General features: G+C 74.0%; 14 protein-coding genes. 8 read left to right on the forward strand and 6 right to left on the reverse strand.

Annotation, left to right across the window (positions count from 1 at the left end; all coding sequences use genetic code 11):
• Nucleotides 1–175 precede the first annotated feature (175 nt).
• Nucleotides 176–1,474: a wax ester/triacylglycerol synthase domain-containing protein gene (locus ACFP3V_RS30020; RefSeq protein ID WP_380590363.1), complete on the forward strand. Its 1,299-nt coding sequence runs from the start codon at nucleotides 176–178 to the stop codon at nucleotides 1,472–1,474.
• On the opposite strand, the gene ACFP3V_RS30025 is transcribed toward ACFP3V_RS30020, so the two are convergent.
• Nucleotides 1,452–2,765: an MFS transporter gene (locus ACFP3V_RS30025; RefSeq protein WP_380590366.1), complete on the reverse strand. Its 1,314-nt coding sequence runs from the start codon at nucleotides 2,763–2,765 to the stop codon at nucleotides 1,452–1,454. The genes ACFP3V_RS30020 and ACFP3V_RS30025 overlap by 23 nt on opposite strands.
• A gap of 143 nt (nucleotides 2,766–2,908) precedes the next feature.
• On the opposite strand from ACFP3V_RS30025, the gene ACFP3V_RS30030 reads away from it, so the two are divergent.
• The gene (locus tag ACFP3V_RS30030; protein ID WP_380590369.1) at nucleotides 2,909–3,994 is read left to right on the forward strand and encodes a hypothetical protein; all 1,086 of its coding nucleotides are present in this window, start codon (nucleotides 2,909–2,911) and stop codon (nucleotides 3,992–3,994) included.
• Between the two features lie 100 nt (nucleotides 3,995–4,094).
• On the opposite strand, the gene ACFP3V_RS30035 is transcribed toward ACFP3V_RS30030, so the two are convergent.
• Nucleotides 4,095–4,829: an SOS response-associated peptidase gene (locus ACFP3V_RS30035; protein ID WP_380590372.1), complete on the reverse strand. Its 735-nt coding sequence runs from the start codon at nucleotides 4,827–4,829 to the stop codon at nucleotides 4,095–4,097.
• Between the two features lie 102 nt (nucleotides 4,830–4,931).
• Between ACFP3V_RS30035 and ACFP3V_RS30040 the strand changes: the two genes are divergently transcribed.
• The 3 genes from ACFP3V_RS30040 to ACFP3V_RS30050 all read left to right on the forward strand — a co-directional run bounded on the left by ACFP3V_RS30040 (nucleotide 4,932) and on the right by ACFP3V_RS30050 (nucleotide 9,933).
• The gene (locus ACFP3V_RS30040; RefSeq protein WP_380590374.1) at nucleotides 4,932–7,199 is read left to right on the forward strand and encodes an MMPL family transporter; all 2,268 of its coding nucleotides are present in this window, start codon (nucleotides 4,932–4,934) and stop codon (nucleotides 7,197–7,199) included.
• A 3-nt stretch (nucleotides 7,200–7,202) separates the two neighbouring features.
• A complete protein-coding gene (locus tag ACFP3V_RS30045; RefSeq protein ID WP_380590377.1) occupies nucleotides 7,203–8,066 on the forward strand; it encodes an AlbA family DNA-binding domain-containing protein in 864 nt (287 codons plus the stop codon).
• A gap of 196 nt (nucleotides 8,067–8,262) precedes the next feature.
• The gene (locus ACFP3V_RS30050; RefSeq protein ID WP_380590380.1) at nucleotides 8,263–9,933 is read left to right on the forward strand and encodes a beta-1,3-glucanase family protein; all 1,671 of its coding nucleotides are present in this window, start codon (nucleotides 8,263–8,265) and stop codon (nucleotides 9,931–9,933) included.
• A gap of 58 nt (nucleotides 9,934–9,991) precedes the next feature.
• Here ACFP3V_RS30050 and msrA read toward each other — a convergent pair whose 3' ends face one another.
• Together msrA and ACFP3V_RS30060 are read right to left on the reverse strand one after the other, a co-directional pair.
• A complete protein-coding gene (gene msrA, locus ACFP3V_RS30055) occupies nucleotides 9,992–10,498 on the reverse strand; it encodes a peptide-methionine (S)-S-oxide reductase MsrA (RefSeq protein WP_380590383.1) in 507 nt (168 codons plus the stop codon).
• 144 nt (nucleotides 10,499–10,642) lie between these two features.
• Complete coding sequence (locus ACFP3V_RS30060; RefSeq protein ID WP_380590386.1) at nucleotides 10,643–11,728, reverse strand: S-(hydroxymethyl)mycothiol dehydrogenase; 1,086 nt, start codon at nucleotides 11,726–11,728, stop codon at nucleotides 10,643–10,645.
• Nucleotides 11,729–11,934: 206 nt separating this feature from the next.
• On the opposite strand from ACFP3V_RS30060, the gene ACFP3V_RS30065 reads away from it, so the two are divergent.
• Nucleotides 11,935–12,156 (forward strand): hypothetical protein, encoded by a 222-nt coding sequence (locus ACFP3V_RS30065; protein ID WP_380590388.1) that lies wholly within the window; start codon nucleotides 11,935–11,937, stop codon nucleotides 12,154–12,156.
• 197 nt (nucleotides 12,157–12,353) lie between these two features.
• On the opposite strand, the gene ACFP3V_RS30070 is transcribed toward ACFP3V_RS30065, so the two are convergent.
• Nucleotides 12,354–13,385 (reverse strand): NAD(P)H-dependent flavin oxidoreductase, encoded by a 1,032-nt coding sequence (locus ACFP3V_RS30070; protein WP_380590391.1) that lies wholly within the window; start codon nucleotides 13,383–13,385, stop codon nucleotides 12,354–12,356.
• Nucleotides 13,386–13,550: 165 nt separating this feature from the next.
• On the opposite strand from ACFP3V_RS30070, the gene ACFP3V_RS30075 reads away from it, so the two are divergent.
• Complete coding sequence (locus ACFP3V_RS30075) at nucleotides 13,551–14,564, forward strand: SDR family oxidoreductase (RefSeq protein ID WP_380590394.1); 1,014 nt, start codon at nucleotides 13,551–13,553, stop codon at nucleotides 14,562–14,564.
• A 538-nt stretch (nucleotides 14,565–15,102) separates the two neighbouring features.
• Nucleotides 15,103–15,987, forward strand: coding sequence for a Rieske (2Fe-2S) protein (locus tag ACFP3V_RS30080; protein WP_380590397.1), 885 nt, complete (start codon nucleotides 15,103–15,105; stop codon nucleotides 15,985–15,987).
• 54 nt (nucleotides 15,988–16,041) lie between these two features.
• Here the strand turns inward: ACFP3V_RS30080 and ACFP3V_RS30085 are convergent.
• Nucleotides 16,042–16,205: cellulose binding domain-containing protein (locus tag ACFP3V_RS30085; protein WP_380590400.1), on the reverse strand; the 164-nt coding region annotated here is incomplete at its 5' end.

The following is a 16,205-nucleotide window of genomic DNA, read 5'->3' on the forward strand; positions in this document are numbered from 1 at the left end:
GGCGAAGCCGCACACGCACAGCCCCGCGCCCCAGGCGGGGCGGCGAAGCCGCACACGCAAAGCCTCGCGCCCCAGGCGGCCGCATGGCTGCTCGCGGTCCAGAGGGGCGAAAGGAAATGGCGTGGCTTCGCGCCGTCGTCATCAACAGGTAACGGCGAGCGTGCATGCTGGGCACATGTCCCACCCTCTCGGTTCGCTCGATGCCGCGTTCTGGGCACTGGAAAGCGCGCACGCGCCCATGCATCTGGGCGCCCTCGCCCTCTTCGGTCCCGGTGCCGACCCTCGGCCCGCCCGCCTCGCGGGCGTGCTCGCGGAGCGGGCCACCACCCTTCCGGCCCTGCGCCGACGCGTCGTGCAGTCCTGGCTGCCGCACCGCGGCCCGCGCTGGGAGGACGACCCGGCGTTCGACCCGAGCGCCCACATCCACGTCCACGAGGAACCTGGGGCCGATCTGCCCACCCAGGTCGCGGACCTGATGGCCCGTCCGCTCGACCGCGGCCGTCCGCCGTGGGAGTTCCACCTGCTCCTGCCCGGCCGCGCCGACCAGGGGTTCGCGCTCCTCGCCAAGCTCCACCACGCCGCCGTCGACGGCCTGCGCGCCGTGGAACTCGGCATCCGCCTCGTCGACGAGTGGCAGTCCGCGCCGCCGCCCCGGCCGCGGCGGCCCAGGCCGGTGCCGCCCGCGCCCCCGCTGTGGAGCAGGCTGGCCGACGAGGGCCGCAAGGCCCTGGGCGCCGCCGAGTTGGCGGCCGAGGTCGTCCGGGCGATCCGTCCGCTGCCGTCACCCCTCGAGGCCGCCCCCGGCGCTCCGCGCCGGGTCGTGCTGCCGACGCTCCCGCTGGAGCAGGTCCAGCGCATCCGCCGGGCGGCCGGCGGCACGGTCCACGACGTCGTCCTCGCCGCGGTCGCCGGGGCGCTGCGCGCCCAACTGCCGGACCCGCGTGACCTGCGCGTACTGGTCCCGGTCAGTCAGCGCTCGCGCGCCGGGGGCGCGGTGACGGGCAATCAGCTCTCCGGCTACCTGGTCACGCTCCCGTGCGGCGAGCCCGACCCGCTGCGCCGTCTCGCCCGGGTCAGCGCCGACATGGCGGAGCACAAGCGCCGCGGTCCCAAGCGGGGCGCCGGGGCGATGGCTCTGCTCACCGACCGGGCGCCCGCCGCGTCGATGCGGCTCGCCGCACCGTGGCTGCGGCCGACCGCGCCCCTGCTGTTCGACGCCTTGGTCACCACCGTCCCGCTGCCCGACGTACCGCTGACCCTCGCGGGCGCCCCGCTGACCGCCGTCCACCCGCTGCCGCCGCTACCCCTCGGCCACGGCCTCGGGATCGCCGTCAGCAGCTACCGGGGCGCGCTCAACCTGGGCCTGTACGGCAGCGTGGACGTGGCCGCGATCGGCGAGGCGCTCCACCGCGAACTGAGCCTGCTGGAACAGGCCCTGGGCCCGGAGCCGGTCACGACCCCGGCATCCGGCTGAGCACCGGCGCCGCCCGGCCGCCCGCTGATTCCGGCGCGGAGGTCCGACGCGCCGTCAGGCCCCGCGCGCAGCCGGCACGTTGGACGGCGGCCAGGACGGCCACCCCCGCGCCCAGGCCCAGCCACCCGAGCGGCCCGGCGGGCATCACCACGCCGGTGAGCAGCGGTGGTCCGGCGGACCGCTGCACCGACTGGGACATGCCCGCGACCCCGAGGTACGCGGCCCGCGCCTGCTCCGGCGCCAGCAGCACGGCCAGCTCCCAGGAGCTGACCGACCGCATCAGTTCCGCCAGCGTCACCAGCACGGCCGCCGCGAGCAGCGCCGTTCCCGCGCTCCAGGCTCCCCGGCCGGCCGACCAGGCGATCACCAGGCAGCACAGGAGCAGCGCCAGGCCGTAGCCCACGATCGCGCGGACCGCTCCAGCCGGTCCCTCCGCCCAGCGGGATACCGGGAGTTGCAGCACGACGACGAGCACGGTGTTGAGGATCAGGAAGGCGGGCACCAGCGCGTGCGGGGCCTGCGTGCGGCCGACCAGCCACAGCGGCAGACCGACCTCCAGCACGGAGGCGTCCAGGCAGAGCACGGTGTCCAGCAGCATGAAGCGCAGGTACCTCCGGTCCCGCCAGGGACCGGCCGCCCGGCGACCGCCCCCGGCGTCCACCGTGGCGCTCCGGTGCGGTTCGGGCGCCGGCTCCCGCACCCCGCGGATCAGCAGCGCGGCGACGGCGAACGAGAGCGCGTCGCCGAGGATCAGCGCGCCGTACGCCGCCTCGGTGCCGATCGCCACGCCGACCGCGGCCAGACCGGCGCCCATCGCGTAGCCGGCGTTGCCGACGCTCCGGGACAGCGCCTGGTAGACGCTGCGGCGCTCGCCCGCCACGCGGGTGGCGAAGAGCATCTCCAGCATCCGGGCCGCACGGTCGCCGAAGGCGGTGGCCGCGAAGAGCAGGAGCAGGACGGCGAACCGCGTCGACACCAGGGTCAGTGTCAGGGTGGCCAGCCGCAGCAGGTGGCAGCCGACGAGCAGGGTGCGCACGGGCAGCCTTCCGGCGAGCCGCCCCGCGACGGGCGAACCGAGGATGCCGACCAGCCCGGCGACGCCCAGCAGCAGGCCGATCTGATGGGCGTTCAGTCCTGCGGCGAACGTCAGGTAGAGCACCGCGGCCGCGGCCCACAGGCCCGAGCCGGTCCGGTCGACGCCGAGTGCGAGCAGCATGGTGCGGGCGTCCCGGCCACCGGGCGGCCGCCGCAGTTGGGCGACCAGGCCGTCGCCCCTCTCGTGCGCGCGCATGTCGTCCTCCCCCGTACGGTCCTGTCGATCTTCCGGGGGAAGCCTGCCGGGGAGCTGTCTCGATGTCAAGATACTTGATGTCGACAGAACCAGCCGATCCGGCCGGTGCCGCGACCCGCGCCCGCCCCGGTCAGAATGGCCCCATGAAGGTGATCGCCGGGCTGGCCGGTCTCGCGCTGCTGCTGCTCGTCCTGGCCAGCGCCCTGCGCACGCTGGTGGTCCCCCGCGGGCTGTACTCCTCGCTGGTCTACGACCTGTGGTGGTCGCTGCGCCGGCTGCTGCGCCTGGCCGCCCGGCGCGGCGACTACCGCGCGCAGGACCGGGCCCAGGCCTGGCTGGCCCCGCTGATGCTGGTGGCCATGCTCTGCTGCTGGCTGCTCGGCGCCTTCACGGCCTTCGGCCTCGGCCTCTACGCGCTCTCCGGTCTCTCCTTCGGCGACGCCCTGCGCGAGGCGGGGTCCAGCCTGTTCACCCTCGGCTTCGCCAGCGGCGCCCGGTTCCGGCTCTCCGCCCTGGACTTCGCCGCCGCCGCGACCGGGCCGCTGCTGATCGCGCTGCAGATCGCCTATCTGCCCAGCCTCTACGGCGCCTACAACCGCCGCGAGGTGGAGGTCACCCTGCTGCTCTCCCGGGCCGGCGAACCCGCCTGGGGCCCCGAGCTGTTGGCGCGGCAGTGGCTGGTCGACACCGAGACCGCGCTGCCCGAGCTCTACCGCTCCTGGGAGCGGCTGGCCGCCGACATCGGCGAGAGCCACTCCAACTACCCGGTGCTGGTCGCCTTCCGCTCCCCGCAGCCCTATCGCAGCTGGATCGTGGGCCTGCTCGCGGTCATGGACGCGGCCGCGATGCAGCTCGCGCTGACGCCCAAGTCCGCGCCGCCGCAGGCCCGCCTGGTGCTGCGGGCCGGCTTCACCGCCATGCGCGACATCGCCCGCTCCCTGCGGGTTCCCTTCGAGGAGGACCCGCGCCCCGACGACCCGATCCACCTCACCTTCGAGGAGTTCGACGCGGCGGTCGCCATGGTGGAGGCGGCCGGCTTCCCCTCCCAGCGCGGCGCCGAGGAGGCCTGGCCGCACTTCCACGGCTGGCGGGTCAACTACGAGTCCCTGGCCTACGAACTGTGCCGCCGCGCCGACGCCGTCCCGGCCCTGTGGAGCGGCCCGCGCGACTTCCCGTCCCTCCCCATGCCGCCGCGCCGGCCAGCGGACCGGCGCCCGCCCGCCCGTTGACGCGCCGTCAGAACCCGTCAGAACCCGTCAGAGCACGTCAGAACAGAAGTCAGAACAGAAGTCAGAACCGAAGTCGGAACCAAGGCCGGAACAGCACAGGTCAGGACTCCGGCGGCGGGTCGAGCAGCTGCGGCCCGTTGTTCCGTACGTTGTTGACCGCCAGGTTGACCATCCGGGCGGCCAGCCGCCCGTCCGCGGGCGTGGAGAGCAGCGCGCGCAGCTCGTCCGGATCCTGGTGCGACGGGTCGAGCCAGGCCTCGGCATGCTCCCGGGTGAGGGCCAGTGGCATCCGCGGGTGCACCCGGCCCGCCGCGTCCGTCGCCTCGGTGGTGATGATCGTGCAGGTCAGCCACCAGGACTCAGGATCGTCGCGGTCCTTGGCCGGGTCCCGCCAGTACTCGTACAGGCCGGCCATGGCCATCGGCTCGCCGCCCTCGGGCGTGATGTACCAGGGCTGCTTGTACGCCTTGCGTCCGGCGGTGGCGGCCACCGGAGTCCACTCGTAGAAGCCGTCGGCGGGCAGCAGGCAGCGGCGCTTGGCGAAGGCCGAGCGGAAGGCCGGCTTCTCGTGCACGGTCTCCACCCGCGCGTTGATCATCCGCGCCCCCACCTCCGGGCTCTTCGCCCAGGACGGCACCAACCCCCAGCGCAGCGGCAGCAGTTCGCGCCGCAGTTCACCCGTCTCCCGGTCGGCCCGGTCCACGACCGCCCAGACGTCGTCGGTCGGCGCCACGTTCCAGCTGGGCGCGAGCAGCTGCTCCGGGTTCCAGCGGTCGACCTCGAACAGCTCGACCAGGTCCTCGGGCTTGCGGGAGGAGACATAGCGTCCGCACATGCCGCCAGCCTGCCACGGGCCACCGACAGCTCCCGACGGGCGCGCGGCGGCGGGGCCGCACAGACTGGAGGGCGGGGGGCCTGCCCCGATCCGGGAGGCGCGATGTCCGTCCCGCAGCAACCGGCCTCCGCTCCACCGCTCACCGCCCCAGGCCGACTCGGCCGCATCGGGGAGTGGTGCGCACGCCACTTCGTCATCGTGATCGTGGCCTGGCTGGTCGCCCTGGGCGGACTGCACGCCCTGCAGAGCAGCATCGGCGGCACCTACTCCGACGACTTCTCGGTCTCGGGGACCCAGTCCCAGCAGGGCCTGGACGTGCTCAGCGCGCACAGCCCGGGCGCGGGCGGCGTCAGCGGCACCGTGGTCATGCGCGACCCGAAGGGGCCGCTCAGCTCGGTGCAGAGCCAGGTGAACCAGGCGGTGTCCAACCTGCAGCACCTGCCGCACGTCCTGTCGGTGCAGAACCCGCTGCCGCCGCCGTCCTCCTCGGGCGCCCCCGCCACGCCGAGCACCGCGCTGTCCAAGGACGGCCGCACCGGCTACATCACCGTCCGCTTCGACGCGAACCCGAACACCTTCGGCTCCGACTACATCCCGCGCGTGGACACGGCCGTGGCGCCGGTCCGGGCGACCGGCACCCAGGTCGAGTACGGCGGCCCGCTGGGCGAGTCGGCCCGGCCCAAGGCCGCGGACCTCACCAGCGAGGCCATCGGCTTCGCCGTCGCCGTGGTGGTCCTGGTGGTCGGCTTCGGCAGCCTGGTGGCCGCCGGGCTGCCGCTGCTCGCGGCGCTGATCGCCGTCATCGTCGGCCTGAGCTGCCTGTCCCTGCTGGCCGCCGCGTTCACCTTCGCCAGCGTGTCGCCCACGCTGGCGACGATGATCGGCCTCGGCGTCGGCATCGACTACGCGCTGTTCCTGATCACCCGTCACCGCCAGGGCGTCATGGACGGCGCGGATCCGGTGCGTGCCGCCGGGCACGCCACGGCCACCAGCGGCCGGGCGGTGCTCGTCTCCGGCTGCACCGTGATCGTCGCCCTCGCCGGCCTCTACGTGTCGCGGGTCGGCTTCATCGGCAAGCTGGGCGTGGCCGCGGCGGTCACCGTGGTCACGGCGGTGTGCGGCGCGCTGACCCTGGTGCCGGCGCTGCTCGGTCTGGTGGGCCGTCAAGTCGACCGCTGGCACCTGCGCCGCCCGGTGGCCGAGGAGGGCGCGGAGGAGTTCGCCGCGGCCTCCGGGGACACCCGCGGCTATGTCGGCGCGCTGACCCGCAAGCCGCTGTGGTTCCTGATCGCGGGCCTCGTCGTGATCGGGGTGCTGGCCGTGCCGCTGTTCTCGATCCGGCTCGGCCACATCGACGACGGCGCGGATCCCACGAACTTCACCGACCGCCGCGCCTTCGACCTGATCACCGACGGCTTCGGGCCCGGCACCAACGGCCCGTTCACCCTGGTCGTGGACCAGTCCAAGGTGCCCGCCAACGACCGCTCCGCGCTGGCGAGTTCACTCGACAAGGCGCTCACCGGCGTCCCCGGAGCGGCGAGCGTCAGCACCCCGCAGCCCACCTCCGACGGCCAAGTGCTGACCGCGACGGCGGTCCCGGTGGGCCGCCCGCAGGACGCCTCGACGACGACCCTCTTCAACCACCTGCGCCAGGACGTGCTCCCGCAGGCCGTGGCCGGTACGCCCGCGCAGACCTACGTGACCGGGGCGACGGCCGCGCAGGCCGACTTCACCCGGATCATGACCGACCGGCTCCCCGAGATCATCGCGGTGGTCGTGGGCCTGGCCTTCCTGATCATCCTGTGCGTCTTCCGCGGGCTGCTGGTGGCGCTGAAGGCGGCCGTGCTCAACCTGCTGTCCATCTCCGCCTCCTACGGCGTCCTGGTGGCGGTCTTCCAGTGGGGCTGGGGCGGCTCCGCGCTCGGGGTGGCCGGCAAGGTGCCGGTGGAGAGCTATGTCCCGATGATCATGTTCGCCATCATCTTCGGCCTGAGCATGGACTACGAGGTCTTCCTGCTCTCCCGGGTGCACGAGCACTGGAACCGCACCGGGGACGGCCACCTGAGCGTCGCGCACGGTCTGCGGATCACCGCCCGGGTGATCACCTGCGCCGCTCTGATCATGGTCAGCGTGTTCGCGGCCTTCATCCTCAGCGACAACATCGTGGTGAAGATGCTGGGCCTCGGCCTCGCCGTCAGCGTGCTCATCGACGCCACGGTGGTCCGCATGCTGCTGGTCCCGGCCGTCATGGTGCTGCTGGGCCGGCACGCCTGGTGGACGCCGCGCTGGCTCGACCGGGTGCTGCCGCACATCGACACCGAGGGCGAGCCGGCCCCGCCGCCGGCCCGGGTCCCCAGCGCCCGGGGGTAGGCGATGGCCCAGGCGGAATCGGTCGGCTACCTCGCGGCCGTGGCCGTCGGCGCCGTGGTCGGCCTGCTCGGCCGCGCGCTGCTGACGTCCCGTCCGCGGCTGGACCGAACCTCCGCCGTGCTGTGCGGGATCATCGGTTCCGCCCTGGGCTTCACGGCGCTGCGGGTCGTCCCGCCGCTCACCGCGCACGGCTTCCCGTGGCTCCGGCTGCTGCTGGCCGCGCTGCTCGGGACGCTCGCCGTGATGGCCACCGGACAGGCGCTGCACCGCAGTTGGGTGCGCCGGCACCCGGACCTGGTGCACGGCGACCCCAAGGCGCTGATCGCCGCCGGGGAGGGGGCGCGCCTGGAGTTCAAGTCCACGGCCCGCTGGAACCTGCGCACCGGCGAGCGCGACGAGCGGCTGGAGCACGTCGTCGCCAAGACCGTCGCCGGCTTCCTCAACGCCGACGGCGGCACGCTGCTGATCGGGGTGGACGACGCCGGGACGGTGGTCGGCGTCGAGTACGACTACCGGCTGCTGCGCCAACCCGACCGGGACCGCTACGAGTTGTGGCTCCACGACCTGCTCGGCGGCTACCTGGGCCGCAGCGCGCTGAGCCGGCTGCGGATCGGCTTCGCCCGCCTCGACGGGCACGACGTGTGCCGGATCGACGTGCAGCCCGCACCGGGACCGGTGTTCCTGCACGCGCCCAAGGGGCAGCGCACCGCCGACTTCCACGTCCGCCTCGGCAACTCGACGCGGTTGCTGCTCACCGACGAGGCCCTCGACTACATCCGCGGCCACTGGTCCCGGCGGCCGCTGGTGCGGCTGCTGGGGCGCCGCTACGCCGCCCTGGCCGCCCACCGACCGGCAGGAGAGGACTGAGGGTCCGTCAGGCCTGGTCCAGGGCACCTCCGTTCGACCTGTGAACGCAGCCGTGACGAAATTGGCGTGGACCAATCCAAGCCTTGGACCTTGACGCGTGGACACGACAAGGAGATATTGGGCGGCGCTGCAGCACGCGCAGCGGCCCCACCGCCGCGCTCCCCCACGAACACCCCTGCTCGGACGGGACATTGGCATGATCTCGCGACGCACGCTGCTGACCGCGGCGGGTACCGCCACCGCGGCCCTGCTCGGCGCCCCCTTTCTGGTTCCGGAACTCAGCGCCCGGGCCGGTGCGGCGGTGACCACCCTCCCGCTGACCCTCCGCAACAACTCCGGCAACAACACCGCCTACGCCTACATCACCGGCCAGGACGCCTCGGGCTGGCCCGGCTTCGTCGGCGCCGACGGCGCGTTCCACCGTCTGCCGAACCCCTCGGCCACGCTCACTCCCGCCCCCGACTACGCCATCCCGCTGGGCAGTTCGGGCGGATCCGGGGTCACCCTGACGATGAGCCAGTACGTCATCGGCGGCCGCGTCTGGTTCTCGATCGGCAACAAGATCCAGTTCTTCGTCAACCCCGGCACGGTCCCCGGCCTGGTCGAGCCCGGGTTCAGCACGGCCGACCCCAACTGGCTGACGAACTGGAGTTTCTGCGAGTTCACCTGGAACGCCGCCAACCTCTACGCCAACATCAGCTACGTCGACCTCGTGGCCTCGCCGATCTCCATGCAGTCCACCGGCTCGGCGGGCACCCAGTCGGTCAGCCCGCTGCCCGCCGGGGCCCTGGGCTCGATCGCCTCGGGCCTGGTCGCCCAGCACGCCGCCGACGGCGCGCCCTGGGACCAGCTGGTCGTCCGCGACAGCTCCGGAGCCGTGCTGCGGGTGCTCGCGCCGACCCACTCCCCCACGTCCTTCGGCAGCTACTTCAGCTCCTACGTGGACGCGGTGTGGAGCCACTTCCAGTCCACGCCGCTCACCATCGACACGCAGAACCCGTCCTTCGGCAGCTTCACCGGCACCGTCTCGGGAGACGTGCTCACCTTCGCCGGGCTCAACACCGACGGGGTGCCCTTCACCAAGCCGAGCACCGACGACATCTTCAGCTGCGCCAGCGGCCCGCTCTACAACTCCGGCGGCGACGCCCGCGGCGCGGTCGCGGCCCGGCTCTCGGCCGCGCTCAACCGCAGCACGCTGCTGCTGTCGGGCGGCGGCCAGCAGCCGAGCGGGGTGACGGCCTCGCAGTACTACCAGAACGCGGTGACCAACCACTACGCCCGGCTGGTCCACGCCTACGCGACCATCGGCTACGCCTTCCCCTACGACGACGTGGGCCCGACCGGCGCCCAGCCCGTGGACGGCCACCTGCAGGACGGCGCGCCCACCTCGTGGACGGTCACCCTGGGCGGCGGATCCACCGGGAGCGGCGGTGGTGGAGGCGGCGGCTCCACCGTGAGCGCCTACTCGACCATCCAGGCCGAGTCGTTCAGCTCGCAGAGCGGCACCCAGACCGAGACCTGCTCGGACACCGGCGGCGGCCAGGACGTCGGCTGGATCTCGGCCGGCGACTGGCTCGGCTACAGCCGCGTCGACTTCGGCAGCGCGACGCCGCGCCAGTTCCTGGCCCGGCTCGCGTCCGGTGCCGCCTCCGGCGTCAGCGGCGGCATCGAGGTACGGCTCGACAGCCGGACCGGCACCAAGATCGCCGAGATCGACCTCGCCAGCACCGGCGGATGGCAGTCCTGGCGCACCGTCCCGATCAACATCTCCGGGACGGCGACCGGCGTCCACGACGTCTACCTGACCTTCATCGGCTCGACCTCCGACTTCGTCAACGTCAACTGGTTCACCTTCTCCGCCACCTGAGCCCCCACCCGGGAACGCGGATGCCCGCCGACCCCCTCGGNCGACGGCTGACGGCGCGTCAGGCCTGCTTGCGCGCGGGCAGCTTCCAGCCCGGACGCGGGAAGTGGCAGGTGTAGCCGTTGGGGTAGCGTTGCAGGTAGTCCTGGTGCTCCGGCTCCGCCTCCCAGAAGTCCCCCAGCGGCTCGACCTCGGTGACCACCTTGCCCGGCCACAGCCCGCTGGCCTCGACGTCGGCGATGGTGTCCAGCGCGATCGCCTTCTGCGCCTCGTCGGCGTAGTAGATGGCGGAGCGGTAGCTCAGGCCGATGTCGTTGCCCTGGCGGTTGAGCGTGGTCGGGTCGTGGATCTGGAAGAAGAACTCCAGCAGGTCCCGGTAGCTGGTGGCGTCCGGGTCGTAGACGATCTCGATGGCCTCGGCGTGGGTCCCGTGGTTGCGGTAGGTCGCGTTCGGGACGTCCCCGCCCGAGTAGCCGACGCGGGTCGAGACCACGCCGGGCTGCTTGCGGATCAGCTCCTGCATTCCCCAGAAGCACCCACCGGCGAGTACGGCCTTCTCAGTGGCCACGGCCCTCTCCTCTCGTTCGGCCCGGGCCTGTCGGGCGCCCGGGTCTGTACACCTCCAGCAACGCCGAGGGGCTCCGAAATGTTTCTCGTCCCCTCGACGAGAACGCCGCCCGCACCCTCCGCCGGCACGCCGCCGGAAAGTCCGTCAGAACTGGACCACGGAACGGAGCACCTCCCCGCGCTGCATGCGGGCGAATGCCTCCTCCACCGCGTCCAGGGGGACGGTCTCGCTGACGAACGCGCCCAGGTCCAGCCGGCCCTGCAGATGGAGGTCGACCAGCATCGGGAAGTCCCGCGACGGCAGGCAGTCCCCGTACCACGAGGACTTCAGCGCCCCGCCCCGGCCGAAGACGTCCAGCAGCGGCAGCTCGAGGCGCATCTCCGGGGTGGGGACGCCGACCAGGACCACGGTCCCGGCCAGGTCGCGCGCGTAGAAGGCCTGTTCGTAGGTCTCGGGCCGGCCGACCGCCTCGATCACCACGTCCGCCCCGAACCCTCCGGTGAGCTCGCGGACGGCCTCCACCGCGTCCTGCTGCCGGGAGTTGACGGTGTGGGTGGCCCCCAGCCGCCGCGCGGACTCCAGCTTCCGGTCGTCCACGTCCACCGCGATGACGCGGGCCGCCCCGGCCAGCCGGGAACCCATGACCGCGGCCCCGCCGACCCCGCCGCAGCCGATGACGGCGACGCTGTCGCCGCGTCCGACCGCGCCGGTGTTGAGCGCCGCGCCGAGTCCGGCCATGACCCCGCAGCCGAGCAGGCCCGCCACGGCCGGGGAGACCGTCGGGTCGACCTTGGTGCACTGCCCCGCCGCGACCAGCGTCTTGTCCGCGAACGCCCCGATGCCCAGCGCGGGGGCCAGCTCCGTTCCGTCCAGCAAGGTCATCCGCTGCCGGGCGTTGGCGGTGTCGAAGCAGTACCAGGGCCGGCCTCGCCGACATGCCCGGCAACGCCCGCACACCGCACGCCAGTTGAGGATGACGAAGTCTCCCGGCGCCACCTCGGTGACGCCCTCGCCCACCTCCTCCACCACACCCGCGGCCTCGTGGCCGAGCAGGAACGGGAAATCGTCGTTGATCCCGCCCTCCCGGTAGTGCAGGTCGGTGTGGCAGACCCCGCAGGCCTGGACCCGCACCACCGCCTCCCCCGGCCCGGGGTCGGGGACGACGACGGTCTCCAGCGACACGGGCTCGCCCTTGGCCCGCGCGACCACTCCGCGCACCTGCTGGGGCATGGTTCGACCTCCTCGACTGCGGCTCCGGACAGCCGATCCATACCCGCTGCCGCCCCGCCGAGACAGCTGCGCCACGCGGGTGAATCCCGCGGTGGCACTGTCCGGGCGGCGTGGCGCACCCGCACGCCGTCGCGGTCGCGCCGGACAGTGGGCCGTGGGGCGGCCCCGGCCGGGGCCGCCCCGGGATCCGAGGAAAGGACGCAGCGATGCCCGTCTCCGTCAACCTGGACAAGGTGCTCGACAAGGCCTACGAGAACCTGACGCTCAGTGAGGTCCTCGACGCCCCGGTGGCCGGACTCGCCGGGCTCACCGACGCGCACGGCGAGGCGCTCGCCGCGCTGCGCATCACCACCATCGGCGATCTCGGCCGCAACAAGTACATCCGCGCCGCCGTGGCCCTGGCGGATCTGCAGGATCGTTCCTCCTGAGACCCGGCGGGGGCCCGTCGCCAGCGCGGCGACCAGCGCCGGTGCGTGCACTTCCCATTTTCCCGTGCTCATGCCAAAATGATCGGCGAGCGGTCCCGTTCCCCCCGGACGAGGGGCCGCCCCCGGGCCCTCCGCCCCCCGTGCGTGGAGGGCCCGCTTTCGTGCGCCCGCGCGACCGCGGCTTTCGTGCGGCGGGGTCAGACCAGACCGGCCAGCCGGTCCACCACGGCCGCCGCGGGGCCGGTGCGGGCCTCCCGGTAACCGGTGCCCGCCCACAGATGCAGCCGATCCGCGTCCCCGGCGGCGGGCGCCGCTGTGCGCAGCCCCCGGGTCAGGTGGTGCACGGCCGGGTAGCCGAGCGGCGCGGAGTCCTGGTGGCGCTCGATGAAGCCGTTGCGCAGCCCGCGCGCCGGTCGCCCGGTGAAGGCGCGGGTCACCACCGTCCCGGTGTACCGCGGGTCGGCCAGCGCGTCCTGGTGCACCCGGCTCGCGCCGCTCTCGTCCGTGCGCAGCAGCGCGGTCCCCACCATCACCGCGGCCGCCCCCGCCGCCACCAGGTCGCGCACCTGCTCGGGCCGGCCGATCCCGCCCGCGGCGAGCACCGGCAGTCCGCTGACCGCCACCACCCGGGGCAGCAACTCGGCCGTGCCCAGAGGCGGGTGGCCCGAGGCCGGATCGTGCACGCCGCTGTGGGCGCCCGCCTCCGTTCCCTGGGCGACCAGCGCGTCCACCCCGAGGGCGACCGCCGCCTCGGCCTCGGCCACGCTGGTGACCGTGGCCAGCACCCGCGACCCCGCCCGCTGCAGCGCGCGCACCACCGGCTCGGGCGGCAGTCCGAAGGTCACCCCGACCACGGGCACCGGATGCTCCAGCAGCAGCTCGACCTTCTCCGCCCAGTGGTCGTCGTCCTGACGCAGCGGCGTGTCGAGGGCGACGCCCAGCGCGGCGGCCTCAGGGGCCAGCTCCTCGGCGTAGCGCAGGTACTCGGCCTCGTCGATCGGCACCGGGTGCGGGGCGAACAGGTTCACCCCGAACTCCACGCCGGCCTCCCGCAGTTGCGTCATCTCGGCGGCCACCGCCTCGGGGGCCTTGTAGCCCGCGGCCAGGAAGCCGAAGCCCCCCGCCGAGCGGACCGCCGCGACGAGCGCGGGGACCGTCGCCCCGCCCGCCATCGGCGCCGCCACCACCGGCAGCTGAGTCCCCGTCAGTTCCGACCAGCTCGCACCCATGCGTTCCTCCTGTCCCGCCTCGGCCACCAGCATCCCAGCCGCCCGGCGGACGCGGCACGCGGGAGGGGAGGCGCCCCGGCGGGAGTGAACTCCCGGGCACGTGGCAGACGCAGACCAGGGACGCGGTCCCGCGTTCCCGCACGTTCCCGACGAGAGGATGCAGCCGTGGCCGACCGAACCGTCGTGATCACCGGTGCCAGTGCGGGCATCGGCCGGGCCGCCGCGGTCGCCTTCGCGCGCGGCGGCGCGAAGGTGGCCCTGCTGGCGCGGGGCGAGGAGGGCCTCGACGGCGCCAGCCGCGAGGTGGCGCAGGCCGGCGGAACACCCCTGGCCATCCCGGTGGACGTCGCGGACGCCGACGCCGTCGAGGCCGCCGCGACCCGCGTCGAACGGGACCTCGGCCTGATCGACGTCTGGGTCAACAACGCCTTCGCCTCGGTCTTCGCCCCCTTCGACGAGATCTCCGCCGACGAGTTCCGCCGGGTCACCGAGGTCTGCTACCTCGGCTTCGTCCACGGCACGCACGCGGCCCTCGCCCGGATGAAGCCCCGCGACCGCGGCGTCGTGGTCCAGGTCGGCTCCGCCCTGGGGGAGCGCTCGATCCCGCTGCAGTCCGCCTACTGCGGGGCCAAGCACGCGGTCAACGGCTTCACCTCCTCGGTCCGCACCGAACTGATGCACGAGGGCAGCCAGGTCCGGATCACGGTGGTGCAGATGCCCGCCGTGAACACCCCGCAGTTCTCCTGGGTCCGCTCGCGGCTCCCCCGCCATCCGCAGCCCGTCCCGCCCATCTACCAGCCGGAGGTGGCGGCCCGGGCCGTCGTCCACGCCGCGGACCACCCCCGGCGCAAGCAGTACTACGTCGGCGCGTCCACGGTCGCCACCATCTGGGCCAACCGCTTCGCGGGCCCGCTGCTCGACCGCTACCTGGCCCGCACCGGCTACGACTCCCAGCAGACCGAGCAGCCCGCCCGCCCCGACCGCGAGGGCAATCTCTGGCATCCCTCGGACGGCGCGCAGGGCCACGACTTCGGCGCGCACGGCGAGTTCGACGAGCAGGCGCACGGCGCGTCCTGGGAGGCCGCGCTCGCCCGGCACCCCGCCGTCGGCGCGGGCGCGCTGACCCTCGCCGGCGCGGCCGGCATCGTCGCGCTCCGCCGCGCGGTCGGCGGCCGCTGAGGGCCTGTGCCAGGCCGGCCCGGCGGGCGCAACCGCCCGCGCGGCCTACCGGCTGGTGCCGCGTCAGGGAGCCCCATGAGCCGCGTCGTCAGGCACGGTCAGCCCCAAGGCGGCGGAGCGTCCTCGTACCGGATGTGCGTGGACGTTTACCGGATGTGCTTGGACGTTTCGCCAACGCAGGGGGGCACCTCCCGGCCGGAGGCTGGGGAGACCTGCATGGCGGCGCGGCGCGGCGAAGGTTCCCTGACGCGGCACTGACGCGCCCTGGCCCGGCGGCCCGCCCGGGAACTGTCGCCGACGCGCGGGGAGTCCCCGGCTGACGGGGCATCAGATGGCGCAGAATCGACCCGCATACCTCGCGGGATCCGGGGCAGGCGAGAGCCAGGCCGCCCCGCGCTGACCCCCCGGACGCGGGGGCGCGGCCACCGGAAGCCCCCGGCCTCCCCCCGCCGGGGGCTTCCTCATGCGCGCCCGAGGATCCGAACCCCGGCCGCGCGCAAGGCGGTTTGCCGTCGCCACCCGTGGCGACACGCCTGACATGGAGACCTTTCTCGCCCCCGGAAAGCCGCCCGCCGCCGCGGAGACCGCGTTCGACCGCCTCGAACACCTGGAAGCGCTCGACGGACCGGCCGAGCGGCTCGCCGGTCTGATCAAGCGGCTGCCGCTCGGCGCCCGCGACCAGCTCCACGGACGCGCTCTCGGCCACCCGCTGCATCCCGTCCTGGTCCAGGTCAGCCTCGGCTGCTGGGTCGCGGCCGGCGTGCTGGACATGATCCCCGGCCAGCGCCGGGCCGCCGGCCTGCTGCTCGCGACCGGCACCGCCGCCGCCCTGCCGACCGCGTTCAGCGGCTGGGTCGACTGGTCCGACCTGCGGCCGGAGCAGCAGCGCGTCGGGCTCGTCCACGCCGTGGGCAACAGCGTGGCCCTGCTGCTGTTCGGCGCCTCACTCCGGGCTCGGCTGCGCGGTCACGCGTACCGCGGCCGCGGCCTGAGCCTGGCCGGACTGTCCGTCGCCGGCCTGGCCGGCTGGCTCGGCGGCCACCTCGCCTACCGCCAGGCCGCGGGCGTCAACCACGTGGAGCAGCTGCCGTACCTGTTGCCCGAGGACTGGACGGAGCTGGGCCGACTGGACGACTTCGAGCCCGAGCTGCCCACCCGCCGGGACATCGGCACGGTGCCCGTGGTCGTCGTCCGCCGACGGGACGGCCGGGTCCGCGTCCTGGCCGGCTGGTGCAGCCACCTGGCGGGCCCGCTCGACCAGGGCACGCTCGTCAACGACTGCCTCGTCTGCCCCTGGCACGGCAGCACGTTCCGCCTCGACGACGGCAGCGTGGCCGCCGGCCCGGCGACCTCGCCCCAACCGGCCTTCGAGGTGAGGGTCCGTCAGGACGGCGTCCTGGAGGCCCGCTTGGACCGCGGCTGACATGCCGAACCGCCCCGGCCGTCCGGTGAGGGACGGCCGGGGCGGTTCGACGTGCTAGGACGCGGTGCAGGTGAGGGTGGGGGTGGTGCTGGTGCCGTTGGCCTGGAGGCCGAAGGTGGTGGAGCCGCCCGCGGTGAGGGCGCCGTTGTAGGACAGGCTGGTGGCGGTGACGTTGGCGCCGGTCTGCTGGAGGGTGGTGTTCCAGGAGTTGGCGACCG

Source organism: Streptacidiphilus monticola (assembly GCF_042658505.1).
GTDB lineage: Bacteria > Actinomycetota > Actinomycetes > Streptomycetales > Streptomycetaceae > Streptacidiphilus > Streptacidiphilus monticola.